Source organism: Cohnella baijiui (genome assembly GCF_020731285.1).
Classification (GTDB): Bacteria; Bacillota; Bacilli; order Paenibacillales; family Paenibacillaceae; genus Cohnella.
Map to the genome: position 1 here is coordinate 234,218 of NZ_JAJFOW010000001.1, position 17,862 is coordinate 252,079.

The following is a 17,862-nucleotide window of genomic DNA, read 5'->3' on the forward strand; positions in this document are numbered from 1 at the left end:
GATTCCTGAGCGAACGGGATAACGTCGTAAAGGCGTGGAAATGACATATCGGCGGGAAACGTCGGGTGGCGCAGACTATAAGGCAGGATACCTGAGTGAAGGGGATATCGTCAGAAAGGAGATGTGGACAGCGCGAGCTTGATCGATTCCGCAAAAAGAGGACCTTGTCGCAGGGAACGACAGAATCCTCTTTTCGCAGATAGAAAAGGTGCTATGAGGGTAATGCGGCCGTTTACCGGTCTAACCAAGCCCGCATCATGGCCAGCAACTGCGCGCTGTTTACCGGCTTTGTGATGTAGTCGGACGCCCCGGCTTCGAGGCAAAGCTCGCGATCGCCGCTCATCGCCTTGGCGGTGAGTGCGATGATCGGCAGATCCTTGTACTCCGGACGTTCCCGAATGGCGCGAGTCGTCTCGTAGCCGTCCATGACCGGCATCATGATGTCCATCAGCACGATGTCCACGTCTGGCGTGTCTTGGAGGAGCGCGATCGCGTCCTCGCCGTTTTCCGCCGGAATGACCTTCATGTGATGCCGCTCCAATATCGTCGTCAGCGCGAAAATGTTGCGGATGTCATCGTCGACAACGAGCACCTTCTTGTAAGCGATCATCTCGTCGGACAAATGCGCCTTCACGAGCGTCTCTCTGGCGTCCTTGGGCAGACTGTCCGTCTTTAAGTGGAGGAACAGAGCGGTTTCGTCCATGATTTGGACGGATGTCTTCGCTTCCTTGATGACAGCCGAACGCATGAGCTCGTCGAAGTCGGCTTCCTCTTCGGGCGCGAGCTTTTTGCTGCGATGGATGACGATCGGCAAATATTTGTTTTTCGCATTTTTCATGACTTCACGGACGAACTTGGCGCCGTTCATGTCCGGCAGATCGTTGTCCAACAGTACGCAGTCGTAGGTCTTGGCGTTCAGCTGATTGAGCGCCTTGCGCCCTGTATCGACGGCGACGATGTTCAGATCCTTGCTCTCGAGCAAGGAAACGAACGCCTTCCGCCGCCCCTCGTCCCGGGCGACGACGAGCAGCTGCGGCTCCGTTCGGTCGGCGAAGCGATTCAGTTTCTCCAGCGCGTTCTCCAGCTCTTCGTACGTCACGGGTTTGCTGAAGTAGTCGTACGCCCCTTTCTGCAGGAGCCGCATGTCATTTTCTTCAACCGTGATGACGCATACCGGAATGTGGCGGACGTTGATATCGTTCTTCAGGTGCTCGAGCACGAGCCAGCCGTCGGCGTCCCGCAGATGGAGATCGAGCGTGATGGCGGCCGGCTTGTACTTTTGCGCCAGCTCGAGCGCGTTCAGTCCGCGCGTCGTGACGACCGCCTTGATCCCTTTGCGCCGCAAGACATCGAGCATGATCTCGTTGAATTTCATGTCGTCCTCGATAAGAAGGAAGACGCGGTCGCCGGGCTGGATATCGTCACGATCGTCGCGAAGTTCCGTCTCCTCGCTCACCGGGAAGCCGCGCACCCGCTTCGGCGGCGTCACGTCGATCACTTCGGGCTGATGCCGCGGCTTCGGTTCGGAATCGAACAGCTCCGCTTCCGCCGGCAAATACAGGTTGAACACGCTGCCGCTGCCAGCCTCGCTGTACAGGGTGATCTCGCCGCCCAGCATCTCTGCGATCTCCCGGGAAATCGCGAGCCCGAGGCCGGTTCCGCCGTATTCGCGGTTCGTGCTGCCGTCGGCCTGCTGGAACGCCTCGAAGATGATCTGCTGCTTGTCCGCCGGGATGCCGATGCCGGTATCGCTCACCGAGAAGCACAGCACGACCTGCGCTTCATTCAGCGTCTCCTTGTCCTCGCTCCAGCCATTACTCGCCCTGCGGATCAGCAGCATGATCTGTCCGCGTTCGGTGAACTTGAAGGCGTTGGAAAGCAGATTTTTCAGGATCTGCTGAAGCCGCTTCGGATCCGTCACGATGACGCCGGGCACGTCCGGCTCCACTTTGATCCGATACTCCAGCTTGCTGTCGTCGACCATATGCCGGAACGAACGGTCCAGCGCGTCCGCCAGCTCCGGCACGGACACCTCGCTGTACTCCGGAGAGATCGTCCCCGACTCGATCTTGGACAGATCGAGAATATCGTTGATCAGGTTCAACAGCTCGTACCCGGAATCCTGGATCGTCATGGCGAACTTCACCTGCGCATCCGTCAGATTGGCCTCCGGATTTTCCGCGAGCTGCTCGGCGAGCAACAGCAGCGAGTTCAGCGGCGTTCGCAGCTCGTGGGACATGTTGGCCAAAAATTCGGATTTATAGCGGGACGTTTGCGCGAGCTGCTCCGCCTTCTCTTCGAGGAAGCGTTTGGCGATTTCAACCTCGTTGTTTTTGCTTTCGACTTCGGCTTTCTGCAGCACGAGAAGCTTCGCTTTTTCCTCCAGCTCGTCGTTCGTATTTTGCAGCTCGAGCTGTTGCTTCTGCAGCTCTTCCGTCAGCGACTGCGACTGGATGAGCAGTTCCTCCGTCCGCTGGTTCGCCTGCATCGTATTGATGACGATCCCGATCGACTCGGTGAGTTGATCCAAGAAAGCGATATCGATCTCGCTGAACGCGCGGAAAGAGGCGAGCTCCATAATCGCCAGCACCTGATCTTCGAAGATGATCGGCAAGAGGACGATATTAAACGGCGTCGATTCGCCGAGCGCCGACGAAATGACGACGTAGTCGCCCGGCACGTTGGTGAGCAGAATGCGCTGCTTCTCGATGAGGCACTGCCCGACGAGGCCTTGACCCGCCCGGAACTCGTTCGACAGATGCTTGCGGTTCTGGTAGGCGTAGCTTGCGAACAGCTTCAGCACGTGCTCTCCATTGATCGGCTCGTTGATGTAGAAAACGCCGTGCTGCATGGAGACGAGCGGCGCCAGCTCCGAGAGGATCATGCGGCAGACCGCGTACAGGTCCCTCTGGCCCTGGAGCAGCCGGGAGAACTTGGCGAGGTTCGTCTTCAGCCAGTCCTGTTCCGTATTGATCCGCGTCGTCTCCTTCAAATTCCGGATCATTTCATTAATATTGTCTTTGAGCGAAGCGACCTCTCCCGCCGCGGCCACGTCGATCGTCCGCGAGAGGTCTCCATTCGTCACGGCGGTCGCGACGTTGGTGATTGCGCGAACCTGGGTCGTGAGCGTGCTCGCCATGTAATTGACATTGTCGGTCAGGTCGCGCCATGTGCCCGCAGCGCCTGGAACGTTCGCCTGTCCGCCAAGCTTCCCTTCGGCGCCGACTTCCCGGGCAACCGTTGTAACTTGATCGGCAAACGTCGCGAGCGTTTCGATCATGTTGTTGATCGTGTCCGTCAGCTCGGCAATTTCGCCCTTGGCGTCGACCGTCAGCTTTTGCTTCAGGTTCCCGTTCGCGACCGCCGTCACGACCTTCGCGATGCCGCGCACCTGGTCGGTCAGGTTGGTCGCCATAATATTGACGTTGTCCGTGAGATCCTTCCAGATACCGCCGACTCCCCGCACCTGGGCTTGTCCGCCAAGCTTGCCGTCCGTGCCGACCTCCCGCGCCACGCGCGTGACCTCGGAGGCGAACGAGTTCAACTGATCGACCATCGTATTGATCGTATTTTTCAGCTCGAACAGCTCGCCCTTCACGTCGACGGTGATTTTTTTGGACAGGTCGCCGTTCGCGACCGCCGTCGTCACGCCGGCGATATTGCGCATCTGGATGGTCAGGTTGCTCGCCATGTAGTTGACCGTATCCGTCAGATCCTTCCAGGTGCCGGAAACGTCCTTCACTTCGGCCTGGGCGCCGAGCTTGCCCTCGGTGCCGACCTCCCGCGCCACGCGCGTCACCTCGGCCGCAAAGTTGCCAAGCTGGTCCACCATCGTGTTCATCGTGTTTTTCAGCTCGAGCATCTCGCCCTTGACGTCGACCGTGATCTTCTTGGACAGGTCGCCCTTCGCCACCGCCGTCGTCACGTCCGCGATGTTGCGTACCTGGTCGGTCAAATTGCGGGCCATGTTGTTGACGCTCTCGGTCAAATCCTTCCACGTACCGCCGACGCCTTTGACCTGCGCCTGGCCGCCGAGCTTGCCGTCCGTGCCGACCTCCCGCGCGACGCGCGTCACCTCCGAAGAGAACATCGACAGCTGATCGACCATCGTATTGATCGTATTCTTCAGCTCCAGAATTTCACCTTGGACGTCCGCGGTAATCTTCTTCGACAGGTCGCCGTTCGCGACCGCCGTCGTAACAACCGCGATGTTGCGCACCTGATTGGTCAAGTTGCTCGCCATGTAGTTGACGCTTTCGGTCAAATCGCGCCACGTGCCTGCGACCCCTTTGACCTGCGCCTGGCCGCCCAGGATGCCCTCGGTGCCGACCTCGCGCGCGACGCGGGTCACCTCGGACGCGAAGGTGGACAGCTGCTCCACCATCGTGTTGATCGTGTTTTTCAGCTCGAGAATTTCACCCGTCGCGTTGACGGTGATCTGCTTGGACAAATCCCCTTTTGCGACGGCGGTCGTCACTTCGGCGATGTTGCGCACCTGATCGGTAAGCGTGCCGGCCATGAAATTGACGCTGTCGGTCAAGTCCTTCCACGTGCCGGACACGTCCTTGACGTCCGCTTGGCCCCCGAGGATGCCTTCCGTGGACACTTCGCGCGCGACGCGCGTCACCTCGGAGGCGAAGTTGCCGAGCTGGTCGACCATCGTATTGATCGTGCTCTTCAGCTCCAAAATTTCGCCCTTGGCGTCGACCGCGATCTTCTTGGAAAGATCCCCCTTCGCCACCGCCGTCGTCACTTCCGCGATGTTGCGCACCTGGTTGGTCAGGTTGCTCGCCATGTAGTTGACGCTTTCGGTCAAATCGCGCCACGTGCCGGCGACGCCGCTGACCTCGGCCTGACCGCCGAGGATGCCTTCCGTGCCCACCTCGCGCGCCATCCGCGTCACTTCGGACGCGAACATGGAGAGCTGATCCACCATCGTGTTAATCGTGATTTTCAGCTCGAGGATCTCGCCTTGCACATCGGCGGTAATTTTCTTCGACAGGTCGCCGTTGGCGACCGCGGTCGTTACGACGGCGATGTTGCGCACCTGGTTGGTCAAGTTGCCCGCCATATAGTTGACGCTTTCGGTCAAATCGCGCCACGTACCGGAGACCCCCTTGACGTCCGCTTGCCCGCCCAGCTTGCCTTCGGTGCCGACTTCGCGCGCGACGCGCGTCACTTCCGCCGAGAACATCGACAGCTGATCCACCATCGTGTTGATCGTGTTTTTCAGCTCCAGAATCTCGCCTTTGGCGTTGACGGTGATTTGTTTGGACAAGTCGCCGTTGGCGACCGCCGTCGTGACGGCCGCGATGTTGCGTACCTGATCGGTCAGGTTGTTCGCCATGTTGTTAACGCTGTCGGTCAAGTCCTTCCACGTGCCGGACACGCCGCGCACGTCCGCCTGTCCGCCGAGGATGCCCTCCGTACCGACCTCGCGGGCGACGCGCGTCACCTCGGACGAGAACATCGACAACTGGTCGACCATCATATTGATGTTGCTGGCCGTGCGCTGGAACTCGCCTGTCAGCGGCCGCCCTTCGAACTCGAGGTCGACCTTTTGGGACAAGTCGCCTTTGGCGACCGCGTTGATGACCCTAACCATCTCGCTCGTCGGCTGGATCAGGTCGACGACCAGGCCGTTCAGCGATTCGACGACCGTCTCCCAGTCGCCGCCGCTGTTCTTGTGGACAAATCGGCGGGTATGCTTGCCCTCCTTCCCGACGACTCTGGCGACGGCCTGCGCCTCCTGCAGCAAGCTCTCCTGCATCTCGAGCACTTCGTTAAACGTATCGGCGACCTTGCCGGCCAGCCCCGTCAGGTGGTACGGCATCCTGTAGGAGAAGTCGCCTTTTTTGAACGCCATCAAGGCGTTCAGAATGTCCCCCGCTTCCAAGAGATCATCCCGGTGCGGTTCTTCGCGATTGCGCTCAGTCATGGTCTCATCCCTTATCCTTTATTTTGGCCTTGTTCTCTCTTTCGCGAGGCTGTCTCTTGGATGAGATGCGTCAGTTGCGCCAAGCGGATCGGCTTGGCCAGCACGGAACGCATGCCCGCGGCGGCGAACCTGCGCTTGTCCCGGTCGGACGCGTCCACGGTCATTGCAACGACGAACGGCGGGCCGGAGCCGGACGCGCGATCCATCACGTCGTCGACCGTCTCCCGGAGCAACGCGTCCGGCGGATCCGAGTCCAGCGCCAGGAGGACCATATCGTAGGGATCGCCATGCGACATTTCTCGAACGGCGGCTTCGCTCGTCGCCCAATCGGCATCGCAGCCAAGCATGTCCAGCATCCGCTTCAGCAGCAAGCGGTCGACCGGATCCTCTTCCCCGACGAGGATGCGCAGCGGCACTTCCAGCAGCTCCGCCGACAGGCGTTCGAACTTGAGCGGGCAGGTCTGCTCGAGGAACATTCCCTCGTGCAGCGGCTCCGGCAATGCATGCGGCCGGACCTTCGCCGTAAAGACGAAGGTCGCCCCGCTCTCCCCATGCGCCGGAGGCGGCGCGATCCCGATCTCGCCTCCCATCAACTCCACCAACGACTTGCAGATCGACAGCCCGAGCCCCGTCCCTCCGAACATCCGGTTCGTCGAGGCGTCTAATTGGGAAAACGGCTGAAAGAGCTGCCCGATTTTGTCCGGCGGAATGCCGATTCCGGTATCTTTGATAATGAATTCGAGCGTGATCTCATCCTCCTTTTCCGCGCGTTTGCGTACGGCAATATAGACACCCCCTTCCAACGTGAACTTCACCGCGTTGCCGACAAGATTGATCAGCACCTGCCGGAGACGGTTCATATCCCCGCGAACGTACAGCGGGATGTCGGGGTCGACGGCTACGATCATCTCGAGATTCCGCTCCCGCGACTGGGCGGTGAACAGGTCGATCGTCTCCTCGAGGCAGTACTTCAGGACGAACGGCTCGTCCGCCAGGTTTACCTTCCCGGATTCGATATGGGAGTAGTCGAGAATATGATTGATGACCGAAAGAAGCGCATTGCCGCTCGTATGGATGATTTCGGCCATCTTGGCGTACTCTTCCGGAATTTCGGACGATAGGAGCAGCTCGGACATGCCGATGATGCCGTTCAGCGGCGTTCGGATCTCATGGCTCATCATCGCGAGGAATTCCGACTTGACGCCGGACGCGATTTCGGCACGTTCCTTGGCCAGCACGAGTTCCTGATTCGTCTTCTCGAGCTGCTTGGTTTGCTCCTGAAGCAGTTCGCTCTGCACCTGCAGCGACTTGTTCGCCTCGTACATGCCGACGTAGCCCTGAATTTTCGCTTTGAAAATTTGGGGCTGGAACGGCTTGGTCATATAATCGATGGCGCCTGCCGAATATCCCGCGAAAAAATGCTCCATCTTGTAATGAGAAGCGGACATGAAGATAATCGGCACGTACTTGGATTTCTCGCGGGTACGGATGATGCTCGCCGTCTCGTAGCCGTCCATGCCGGGCATCTGTACGTCCATGACGATCACCGCGAAATCCTCTTCCAGCAGCGAGCGCAGCGCCTCGATGCCGGAATAGGCGCGAACGAGTCGGTATGGCTCGCCCGCCAGCACCGCTTCGATGGCAACCAGGTTCTCGGGGTGATCGTCGACGAGCAGGATGTTGACGGGATCCTCCATGACGCCCTCCTTGGCCTTGCTCTATCTCTAAAACCGTCCGAAAAAGATCGGTACGTTCGATTGATTCGCAAGATTCAGGGTTATATACCCAAACTTCGGACAACCGAATCAGCGTCGCCCGTCGTCTCGACAATATTCTCCGAATATCGGGGCGTTCCGAGGAGGCGGAAGGAAGCCGGAACGGTTCACAGCTATCGGCGGAATGGAAGGGAGGTTCGATGGTGCAGCCGCGGAGGGCGGGAAAACCGCAATCGAGAAGAAACCTTTCGTCCGGGATGGAGCTAGAATGGACAAGTATCCGACGAAAACGAGAAAAGGAGAGTGCGAAATGAGCCATTTGAGACCGTATCTGCTGTCGAAGGATGCCAGAGCCCAAGCGGATTTTTACGTCCGGGCCCTCGGGGGCGAGATCGTATCCGTTCTTACGCATGCGCAGGCGATGGGCACGAACAACGAATACAACGACAAAGTGATGCACATGTGTCTGACGTTGACCGGCGGAGATTCCCTCTTTCTGGCGGATGCCATCGAGCCGCTTGCGCACGGCAACGCGGTCATGCTGACAATCGCCTACCCGACGGAGTCGGAGGCCCGCGATGCGTTCGCCAAGCTGTCCGAGGGCGGCCGGGTGAAGACGCCGTTCGCTTTCCAGCCTTTCGGCATTTACTACGGCGACCTGACCGACCCGTTCGGCGTCGAGTGGAGCGTCACCATCGAGCCGAAGGCGTAATCCGGAAACGCCCGTCCCCACATCAACCTGAAAAGGGTTGTCCCTCGTCGGCAGGCCGACGAACGGGACAACCCTTTTCGACGCAAAACGCCGATTCGTTGCGTCTTTACGTCCGCTTCAGCGTTACGCCGTTTGGCAGCAACGCTTCGATCTTCGCGCGCAACCGCTCGTCGCGATCCGGTTCCTCGCCGAGGAGCAGGATCTCCCCCCGGTCGTCCCGGCTGCGGATCAATCGCCCCATCCCCTGCTTTAGCCGCAAAAGCATATAGGGAAGATCGACGTCCGCATAGGGGTCGGCAGCCGCTTGGCGCTTGGCTTCGTAGACCGGGTCCCGCGGGGGAAACGGCAGCGACCACACGATGACGTTCGAGAGCGACGGTCCGGGGACGTCCAATCCTTCCCACAGGCTGACGGCGCAGAGCACGCTCGTCTCGTCCCGCTGGAAGTCGGCGATTAGATCGCTGATCTCTCGATCGCCTTCGAAGAGCAGCCGAAGCGAGGCCAGCTCGGCGACCGAAGGAGCAGCGTTTTTGAACCGCCGCAGCTCGGCTTTGTCCGCGAACAGGAGAAGCGTCCGCCCGCCGGAGCGGACGAGCGACCTCACCGCCGCGTCCAGCTTCTCCGGGAAGCCTGCGCCATTCGGCCAAGCCGGCGCCAGCACCTCCATCCGCCCTTCGTATTCGTAGGGGGAGCTCACGCTGAACGATAGGTGGCGATCGATGCCGAGGCTCTCGGCCAAATAGGCGAAAGACCCGTCCACCGACATCGTCGCCGAAGAGAAGACGATCGGCATTTTCCGATCGAACACCCGCTCCCGCAGCACTTCCTTGACCGTTCTCGGCATGACGACCAGCGTCATGCCGTCGGGGCCGTCCTGCGCCCAGCAGATGACGCGGTCCGTCCCGCGGAACAGGCTGAGCGCCTTTTGAAGCATGTCCAAATGCTCTTCGACGATCCGAAGATGATAGCCGTTCAGCGTATACAGCTCGCTTTCGAACACGAGCTCCTCCTCGATCTCGCCGACGACGTCCTGGAACAGCGTCACTTCTTTCCGAAGCCGTTCGTTCAGAACGACGTCCATCCGGTCCGAACCGGGCACGGGTCTCGCCTGCTGCGCCAGCACATCGAAGAGCAGCGCGCTTCGGTCGATCGCCTCTTCGATCCGGACGGCGAGCGACTCGCGGATCTCCCCTTCCAAGAGACGGGTGATGAGCGCTTCGAAAACCGCATGCTTGAGTCGGTAGGTAAGCGCCTTTTGCGCGGCCGCCTCGAGCAGGTGGCCTTCGTCGAAGACGACGGAGCTATGCTCGGGCAGCAGCGGCAGCTGGCCTTCCCGCTTGCGCGATTCGTAGGTCCACACGTGCTCCATGTAGAAATCGTGCGAGCAGACGATCAAATCCGGCGACTGCCGATAGCGTTCGCGGGACAGCGTCTGGCCGCAGCGGTGCCGCAGCTCGCAGGAAAAGCAGTCTTGGAACGCGTCCCAGCCGATCCGGCCCCACTGGTCGTCGTTCAGGTGCGGATACTGCTTGCGATCGCCGTACGCGTAAAAGGATTGCATCGCTTCGTTCCCGTAGACGAAGCTGGGCAACTCCTCGTGCAGCGTTTGATAAAGATCGGCGTCTTCTCCGCTCAAGCGGGCGCGGTCCAGCTTGACGAGACAGAGATATTTGTCGGGCGACTTGCCCAGGCGGGCGTCGACGGAGAGGTCGAGATGCCGGGCCAGCTTGGCCAGATCGCCTTCGGGCTTCACCAGCTGTTCGATCAGCGATTCGTCGGCGCAGGCGATGACGGCGGGTTGGCCGACATGCCGCGCGTACAAGACGGCGTACAGCAAATAGACGAGCGTCTTGCCGGTGCCGACTCCGGCCTCGGCGAAGATCGGCGACTTCTCGGCGTAGGCGCGCTCGAGCTGGTACGCCATGTAAATCTGCTCGTCTCGGACCTCGAAGCCCGCTTCGGGCAGCCGGTCGTAAAACGCGTCGGCCACCCACTCCCCCGCTTGTTGAAGGAACGGCCTGCCCGATTCATAAAGGAACGGATAACGATTCAAGAAAGAAAGCCCCCATGCCTAGCATTCCTCACTCGCGGTCTGTCGAACGGAGCCGCAAGTGGCATATCGAGACATTATCACACGATCGCGTGGAAAATGCAAAGCCTACGTGAATCCATTCTCGCATAAAAAAACCGAGGCTTCCCTGCGCCAGAATGGCAGTGGGGCAGCCTCGGTCGGACGATGGATGCGATTCCCCGCTTGCGCGAGAAGACGACGCAAAAGGGATCGCGCTACATACGGGGCGCCGGACGGACGGCGCCGGTGCGCTTGGCCCACGCGAGGCGGGCGAAGTTGCCGACGACAACGAGCAGTACCGCCGCCTGGGGAATGACGACCTCCCAGCAGCCGTAAACGCCGAGCGACGGCCATTCGGGCAGTGTGTCTGACACATGCGCCGGCAGCTTGCCGGCCACCTGCAGGGCGTGAATGCTCTTGCCTACGAACTTGAACGCCATGTAGTACAGCAGCACGCCGGCCAACAGGAAGAACGGACGGACCGGAATCCGCGCGCTGAGCTTCAGGATGGCGAAAGCGATCGCGGCCAACGCGATCGCCGCGCCCCCGATGCCGAGCAGCAGATCGCCTAAGCGGATCGAGGCCGCCATGCCGACGTAGAAGATGATCGTCTCCGCGCCTTCGCGGAGCACGGAGAGAAACGCGGTGAGCGCCAGCGACCAGACCGCTCCCTTGGCGAGCGAGGTGCCGATCGCCCGTTCGACGTAGCGATTCCAGTTGGCCAGATTGGACTTGCCGTGGAGCCATGCGCCGACCGTAATCATGAAGACGACGGCGACGAGCCCGGTCACCCCTTCCAGCATCTCGCGGGAGCTGCCGGCCGACAGGTTGGACATCAACGCCGTGAGCACGAACGCGAGCGCCGCGGAGAGGACGAGGCCCGCTCCCGCGCCCGTCCAGATCCACTTGCGCTTGGCGGCTTGGCCGGCCCGGCTCAGCATGGCGAGCAGCGCCGCAAGGATCAGAATCGCTTCGAGCCCTTCCCGGAAAAGAATGACGGCCGCGTCCCAGGCCGTATACCCGGACGCGTTCGCGTAGGGCTCGAGCTGTCCGGCGAGCAGATCTGCGAGACGCTCCGCCTTGCCGTAGTCCGGCGGGGTCGACAGCAGCGCGCTGGAGAGCGAGATCATCGCGCTCTCGATGGCCGCATACGCCTGGGTCGAACGCGTGCTGACCTCCCCTTCGACATTCGGCCATGTGGAGACGAATTCATCCATCTTCGCCGCGGCGTCCGCCGCTTGCGAAGCCCGAATGTCGCCTTGAACCCGGCCAAGCAGCGCCAGCAGATCGGCGATCGAGCCGATCTCGCCGCCGGAAGCCGCCGTGCCGTCCGCGGTTGCCCGTCCCGATGCATAATCGTCCAGGAGCGCGATCAGCTCCTGCAGCTTCGCAGCCGAGCCCTCGGCGCTGGGCGGCTCGGTGTTGATCGCGATGCGCGCGCCGCTGATCTTCACTTCGATCTGGCCGTACAGCTTCGCGTCCCGCTTGCGAATCGCGCTCTCGGCCTGGCCCCAGTCGGCGACGAAGCCCGCGTAGGCTTGCTTGGCGGCACCGAAATCGTTCGCCTTCGCGGCATCCAGGCTCCGCTGCAAATTCGGCAGCAGCGCCCGCACCTGCTGATGAACGTCCGATTGCCCGCCGTCCTCGTTGTCCGCGGAAACGAAGGCATCGGCGGCCTTCGCCAACGCGGATACCGCTTGGGCGGCGGCATCCGGCTCATCCGCGGCCCGCCCCGCTGCACGGTCAGCGGTCGCGATGGCCGCGGTCAGTGCCGCCGCTTCGGCCGCATCGCCCCGTGACGCGGCGTCCCAGACACCTTTCAGGCTCGCGATCGCCTCGCGGACGGTCGCCCATTCGCGGTCCCCGGCCCCGATCAAGGCGTCGCTCGCATAGTAAATCAGCTGCTTATGCAGCTCGGCCGCTTGATCGGCGGCAGTGTCCTCCGCGGCGCGGGCCGGTCCGGATGGCAGCAGCAAGCCCGCGATCAGCAGCGCCGCCGCCGTGTACAAGATCAGGAAGCGTCTCATGTCAGCACCTCCCTTTACCATAAAGAATCACCGAGAGATCCGCCCTCGCGCACGCCCGGCAGCACCGCGTAAATACCGCTCCCGACATGCTGGATATATTCGTTCAGCCGGTCCGATGCCGCCAGCTTTTCCTGCATCGGGATAAACTGCTTGCGGGGATCGCGATTGTAGCAAATGAACAACAGGCCGGCATCGAGCTGGCCCGTGCGCAGGTCGATGCCGTTCGTGTACGAGTAGCCGCGGCGGTGAATCTTCACCTTGCCGCCCATGCTGGCGAGCGCCATGTGCGAATCCCCCGGGATCAGCGGCTTGCCGCCCTTGCCCGCCTTCGCGTAATCGGCCGTGTCGAACTCGCCGGCCTGCCCGAGCGGCGCGCCGGTATCGCGGTGCCGGCCGAAGGTCGCCTCCTGCTCGCCGAGCGTCGTCCGGTCCCATACTTCGATCCGCATCCGGATGCGCCGCACGACCATGTAGCTGCCGCCGTCCATCCAAGGGGCGCCGTCCGCTCCCTTGGCCCAGACGATGTCGTCCGCGACGTCGGCGTCGCCTACGTTCGGATTGTTCGTGCCGTCTTTGAAGCCGAGCAGATTGCGCGGCGTCCCGGCTTTCGGATCGGCGAGCCCGGAACGCTGGTAGCCCTGCTGCATCCACCGCAGAACCGCTTTGCCCCGCGCGATCCGGGCAAGATTGCGGATGGCATGGAAAGCGACCTGGGGGTCGTTGGCGCACACCTGCACGATGACGTCTCCATGCGACCACTCGGAGACGAGCTCGTCGCGCTTAAACGCCGGGATGTCGGCCAGCGCCTCCGGCCGCTTGGACGCCAGGCCGTATCGGCCGTCGAAAAACGAAGCGCCTAGGCCGAATGTAAGCGTCGCGCGAGCCGGCAGCAGCCCGATCGTCTCCCCCGTATCGGCCGGAGGCACGAGGGCGCTGCCGCTCTCGTCGCCGACGCCTTCGCCGGACGCGAAACGCGCGGACGCCTCGGTCCACATCTTGAACAGCTTGCGCACGGCGTCGACGCTCCCCGTCGTCAAATCAAACGCACCCATGCAGACGTAATCCTGCATGGGTGTCACGACGCCGGCTTGATGCGCGCCATAGAACGGTATGGTGCCCGCTTCGGGCGACGGCTTCGCGGATGCGGTCTCGGGCCCATCCAGCAGCCCGAGGCCTTTGATGCCGGTCACGCCGATGAGGAGGCCCAGCCCCCCGACGGCGCCCATTTTCAAGACGTCGCGGCGGGAGACGAGCTTCGGCTCCCGGCCCTCCGACCGGGGCGTTTCCGTTTCTTCCCTTTTCATGTTACGCCTCCACGACCGATCCGACTTGCGAGAGCGGTTCGGCCAGGGCGTCGATCGCCTGGCTCAGCTTTTTGACTTCGTCTTCCTTCAGCGCCGTGTAGAGCACGTAGCCGCCGTCCTTGCGATACGGCTCGAGTGTCTTGTCGAGCTCGGCAAAGCGCTCCTCGATCTCGGCCGCCAGCTCCGGTTTTTTCTTCTTGACGTCGGACTGCAGCACGAGATAAATTTCCTTGGCGCCTTCGACGTTCGCCGCGAAGTCGTACAAGTCGGTATGGGAATAACGCTCTTCTTCGCCGGTGACCTTGCTGGACGACACTTCGTTCAACAGCTCCACGGCGCCGGTGACGAGCATCGGGGTGTCGATCTCCACGCTTTCCATCTTGACGCGCAGCTGCTTGACGTCCTGCAGCAGCTGGTCGGCGGCCGCCGTCTGTCCGTCGAGCTTGCCGTCTACCCACAGCGCTTTTTCAAGCTTGTGATAGCCGCGCCATTCGGCGTCCGGCACGTCTCCCTCGCGAGCGTCGATCCAGGGATCGAAGTCGCCGAGCGACTCGGCGATCGGCTCGATCCGCTCGTAGAACATGCGGGAAGGCGCGTAAAGCGACTTCGCCTTGTCGACGTCGCCGCCACGGATCGCCTGGACGAATGCATCCGTCGATTTGACGAATTGGTCGGTCTGGTCGATCACGTACTGGCGATAGGCATCGACGGCGGATTGAAACGCTTCGGAGCCCGAGGCGGACGAAGCCGGGGCGCTCGGGCTCGTGGAAGGCGGCGCCGAGGCATTCGAAGCGTTGGATGTATTCGATTGGCCGCAAGCCGACGCGAGCAGGACGGCGGCGAGCGAAGCGGCGATGAGAGCGGGACGGGACTTGTTTCGCAAAGCGGTGCAACTCCTTCAATGTTCAAATGAGATCTATTCTCAATCATTGTAAATGATAACCGTTATCAATTAGCATCGTCAATGCTTTTTTTTTAATAAAAGCATTCGATCAAATGGTGCTCTTTGTAAATACTCCGGTCATACTGGACACTCATTCGGCAATTTCTCTTCCCAGGAATCACCGGAAGGGCCTGTTGTTCATCCAAAAGAGCACGAATCGCATTCGTATCATATTCTAGTTCCTAGTTTATGGACTTCTTAATCATGTGAAATAGGCCTACGCAGGCAAAGACAAACGCATATACATCTTGTCTACAAAGGGAATATGATGGAGGGAGAATTCGAGGCGGGGGATTGATTTTAATGAGAATTGATTTGGGTTGCGGGAAAAATAAATTTCGAGATTGCATCGGAATCGATCGGATAGCCTACCATAATACCGATATTGTACATGACTTAAACCAGCCACTCCCTCTTGAAGATAACTCGGTTGATTTTGTAATGGCCTCCCGTAGTTTGGAGTACGTTGACGATCTTCATGCCGTTATGGAAGATATTTACCGGGTTTGCCGCCATAAAGCTGTTGTTTGCATTGTGGCCCCATATGCTCATGTGTCTTCTCATATGGTCAATCCGCAATATAAGCATTTGTTTAATGAACATTCTCCGAGGTACTGGACGAAACATACCGGGATGGCGCTGGACAGCAATGAATTTCTATTCTCGCCAAAAGATACTTGGTCGTTGCGGGACGAAGAAAGCAGCATAAATACCGATTACAGGGTTCTTCGGATGGAATTTTTTTATTTTCCACAATATAGATTAGGTTATGAGCCGTTTGAATTGTCCCTTCTTCGGCAATCCCAATTTAATGTTGCCTTTCAGATTATGTATCAATTGCTTGTCGTAAAAGAACCCATAGATGATGAAGAGGTCCTTATGCTGAATGAAACGGTGTGGTTCGAGGAACCAGACGATGTAAAAGCTATGAGATCTGCAGGTTCCTGGGAAGAGAAAGACAAACGACCGTTTTACTTGGATCATTTGTCGCCTATCCTTCAAGATCAAGTCCCTCAAGATCAAAACGTAGACATTGAATTCTATGCGAAAAAGAAAATTCGGAAACAAAGCGTAAAAAACCATTCCAATTTCAAACATCGGGTGAAAACCATTCACAAGAAAAGACATAAGTATACCAGATCCCCAAAATCATCCTATTAAATGGTTTTGTCAGGTGCGTATGAAGCAGACCTCAACCTCCAAACGGAGGGCCGAGGTCTGTTTGCCGTCCGGAACGGTGGCCGAATTCGGTACGCCCTTCGTGTAACTGGGTATTCACCTATTCCAAACAGGTCGTACGCGAATACATTGTAAACGAAAGCCTTGAAAAATCATAAGGAGGTTATCCATGTCAGAGATTGAGACGCAGCGTCGTACCGTTCTCGAAAACTACGGAAATCTACCTCTGACTTTTGTGGAAAATGCCGGTCAGGCTCGTTCGGATATACGCTATCTAATGAACAGGCCAGGGTATGGAGTCAGCTTTACTCCGAAAGAGGCAATGTATGTGTTCACTGGAAATGCACACGATGAGCAAACAGGACTGGCGCTTTCCTTGCAGTTTCTCCACGCGAACGCCTCGGTAGACATCGAGGGCCGCCAGCAACAATTAGAGAAAGTCAATTACTTGATCGGGAATGATCCGGAGAAGTGGCATACCGGCCTTTCCACTTACCTGGAGGTCGCCTATCGGGAGCTATGGCCGGGTGTCGATCTGATCTTCCATGGCGATGGCGGAAAACTCAAATACGATGTTCTTGCTCAGCCGGGCGCCAGGCTGGACGTCATTCAATTCGCCTATCGCGGCGCGGACCGGTTGTCCTTGGATGAGAAAGGGAATCTCCTCATCCATACTCCCTTCGGCGTCTTGACTGAGGAGCACCCCGTAAGCTATCAAGTAAGGGAAGGCAAAAGAATAGCGGTGGAAAGCCGCTTCGTGTTAAAACAAAGCGAGCAAGAAACGTGCGTCTACGGATTCGGAGTCGGAGACGATTATGATGCCGACTACCCGCTGGTCATTGATCCGTCCCTTCTGTATTCCACTTACCTTGGCGGCACCGGGACGGAAACCGGTTTTGCCATCGCGGTCGACGGGGCGGGCAATGCCTTCGTGACGGGGCAAACCGCCTCTCTTAATTTCCCGATCACGCCCGGGGCGTTTCAGCCCGCGCTTGCCGGATCCGTATCTTCGGACGCATTGGTGACCAAATTGAATGCCGAAGGTACCGCGCTTGTGTTTTCCACCTACCTTGGCGGCACCAGTCTTGATCTCGGCATGGGCATCGCGGTCGACGGGGCAGGCCTCGCCTATGTAACGGGGCAAACTATTTCCTCTGATTTCCCAGTTACTCCTGGTGCGTTTCAGACCACGATTGGCGGAAATCGTGATGGTTTCGTAACCAAATTGAATTTCGACGGCACCGCGCTAGTCTATTCCACTTACCTTGGCGGCAGTTCCGTGGACAACGGCAATGCCATCACGGTTGACGGGGCGGGCAACGCCTACGTGACAGGGTCAACCAGTTCCTCCAATTTTCCCGTTACGTCCGGGGTGTTTCAGAGCACGCTTGCCGGATCTTCGGACGTTTTCGTGACTAAATTGAACGCCGCCGGCTCCGGGCTCTTATATTCCACCTACCTTGGCGGCAGCAGTATTGATGAAGGTCTTGGAATCGCGATCGACGTCTCCGGCAACGCCTTCGTGACGGGGGATACCTTGTCCGCTAATTTCCCGACCACTCCCGGGGCGTTTCAGATCACGCTTGCCGGATCTTTTGACGCTTTCGTGACCAAATTGAATGAAGGTGGCACTGCTCTTGTCTATTCCACCTACCTTGGGGGAAGCGGGAGCGATGCCGGTAATGGCATCGCCATCGACGGGTCAGGCAACGCCTATGTGGCGGGGGCTACCTCTTCGACTGATTTTCCGGTCACTCCGGGCGCGTTTCAGCCTGCGTTCGGCGGAGTTTCGGACGCTTTTGTGACCAAATTGGATGCCAACGGTACCCAGCTTGTGTATTCTACCTTCCTTGGCGGAAGCGGGAGTGATAACGGTACAGGAATCGCGGTCCACGACGGTATCGCTTATGTGACGGGGGCACCAATTCCGACAATTTTCCGGTCACGCCCGACGCCATTCAGCCTACATTAGC

At 59.4% G+C, this 17,862-nt stretch carries 9 protein-coding genes; 3 read left to right on the forward strand and 6 right to left on the reverse strand.

The features are described from left to right. Positions 1 to 232: 232 nt before the first annotated feature. The gene (locus LKX83_RS01025; RefSeq protein ID WP_227880012.1) at positions 233 to 5,938 is read right to left on the reverse strand and encodes a HAMP domain-containing protein; all 5,706 of its coding nucleotides are present in this window, start codon (positions 5,936 to 5,938) and stop codon (positions 233 to 235) included. An 11-nt stretch (positions 5,939 to 5,949) separates the two neighbouring features. Continuing rightward, positions 5,950 to 7,635, reverse strand: a complete 1,686-nt coding sequence (locus tag LKX83_RS01030) for a response regulator (protein ID WP_227880014.1) — start codon at positions 7,633 to 7,635, stop codon at positions 5,950 to 5,952. 328 nt (positions 7,636 to 7,963) lie between these two features. Between LKX83_RS01030 and LKX83_RS01035 the strand changes: the two genes are divergently transcribed. After that, the gene (locus tag LKX83_RS01035; protein WP_227880016.1) at positions 7,964 to 8,365 is read left to right on the forward strand and encodes a VOC family protein; all 402 of its coding nucleotides are present in this window, start codon (positions 7,964 to 7,966) and stop codon (positions 8,363 to 8,365) included. Positions 8,366 to 8,471: 106 nt separating this feature from the next. Here LKX83_RS01035 and LKX83_RS01040 read toward each other — a convergent pair whose 3' ends face one another. The 4 genes from LKX83_RS01040 to efeO all read right to left on the reverse strand — a co-directional run bounded on the left by LKX83_RS01040 (position 8,472) and on the right by efeO (position 14,650). Next, positions 8,472 to 10,418, reverse strand: a complete 1,947-nt coding sequence (locus tag LKX83_RS01040; RefSeq protein ID WP_227880017.1) for an ATP-dependent DNA helicase — start codon at positions 10,416 to 10,418, stop codon at positions 8,472 to 8,474. A gap of 233 nt (positions 10,419 to 10,651) precedes the next feature. Beyond that, complete coding sequence (locus LKX83_RS01045) at positions 10,652 to 12,463, reverse strand: FTR1 family iron permease (RefSeq protein ID WP_227880018.1); 1,812 nt, start codon at positions 12,461 to 12,463, stop codon at positions 10,652 to 10,654. 14 nt (positions 12,464 to 12,477) lie between these two features. Further along, positions 12,478 to 13,767, reverse strand: a complete 1,290-nt coding sequence (gene efeB, locus LKX83_RS01050; RefSeq protein WP_227880019.1) for an iron uptake transporter deferrochelatase/peroxidase subunit — start codon at positions 13,765 to 13,767, stop codon at positions 12,478 to 12,480. 1 nt (position 13,768) lies between these two features. Continuing rightward, complete coding sequence (gene efeO, locus LKX83_RS01055; RefSeq protein ID WP_227880020.1) at positions 13,769 to 14,650, reverse strand: iron uptake system protein EfeO; 882 nt, start codon at positions 14,648 to 14,650, stop codon at positions 13,769 to 13,771. Between the two features lie 363 nt (positions 14,651 to 15,013). Here efeO and LKX83_RS01060 point away from each other — a divergent pair, with 363 nt between their 5' ends. Beyond that, positions 15,014 to 15,871, forward strand: coding sequence for a methyltransferase domain-containing protein (locus tag LKX83_RS01060; RefSeq protein WP_227880021.1), 858 nt, complete (start codon positions 15,014 to 15,016; stop codon positions 15,869 to 15,871). Between the two features lie 187 nt (positions 15,872 to 16,058). Then, positions 16,059 to 17,861: a DUF7948 domain-containing protein gene (locus LKX83_RS01065; RefSeq protein ID WP_227880027.1), complete on the forward strand. Its 1,803-nt coding sequence runs from the start codon at positions 16,059 to 16,061 to the stop codon at positions 17,859 to 17,861. Position 17,862 lies beyond the last annotated feature (1 nt).